1 protein-coding gene is annotated in these 777 nt (G+C 43.4%); it reads left to right on the top strand.

From position 1 onward, the window contains the following. Positions 1-777: IS110 family transposase (locus tag FKN16_RS24325; RefSeq protein ID WP_170903742.1), on the top strand; the 777-nt coding region annotated here is incomplete at both ends.

The following is a 777-nucleotide window of genomic DNA, read 5'->3' on the forward strand; positions in this document are numbered from 1 at the left end:
CATCAGCGATGCCATAAAAACCATTAAGAAACACAAACCTCAACGTGTCGTCATCGAAGCTACAGGTCGATTAGAAATGCCTTTTATACTCGCCTGTGACAAAGCCAAATTACCTTATGTTATTGCCAACCCACTACGTATTAAAAGGTTTGCTGGTGCCATTGGTCAACGAGCTAAGAACGACCGTTTAGATGCCGCTCTCATCGCACATTATGCTGAACGTGTTCAGCCAGGACTGACCAAACTAAAAAGCGAAAACATACGTCTTATGAGTGACTTAGTCACAAGGCGTAACCAACTACTCACCATGCAAACCATGGAAAGAAACCGACTACAAATATTACCTAAGAATATCTCGTCTACGATTACCCCTATCCTTACCGCCCTGAAAAATCAGATTGAAAAAGTAGAAGCAAAGATAGCGAAACTGATTGAGAGTTGTCCTGAGTATCAAGCCAAAAATACTATTCTCCAAAGCATGCCTGGTGTTGGTAAAGTCCTTGCGGCATCCCTAATTAGTAATGTACCCGAGTTGGGCTTTATCACTAACAAACAAGCTTCTTCTCTCATTGGTGTCGCACCGATAACAAGAGAAAGTGGCCGCTTTAAAGGTAAGCGGCTGATACAAGGAGGGCGGACTCAAGTTAGGACCGTTATGTACATGGCGATGATGTCGGCTATCCAATGCAACCCTGTTTTCAGAGCAACTTATGAACGACTACTTACGGCAGGAAAACCGAAAAAAGTTGCCATTGTTGCCTGCATGAGAAAGATGGT

This window comes from Vibrio sp. 11-4(1) (assembly GCF_013048625.1).
In the GTDB taxonomy this organism is placed as follows: Bacteria; Pseudomonadota; Gammaproteobacteria; order Enterobacterales; family Vibrionaceae; genus Vibrio; species Vibrio diabolicus.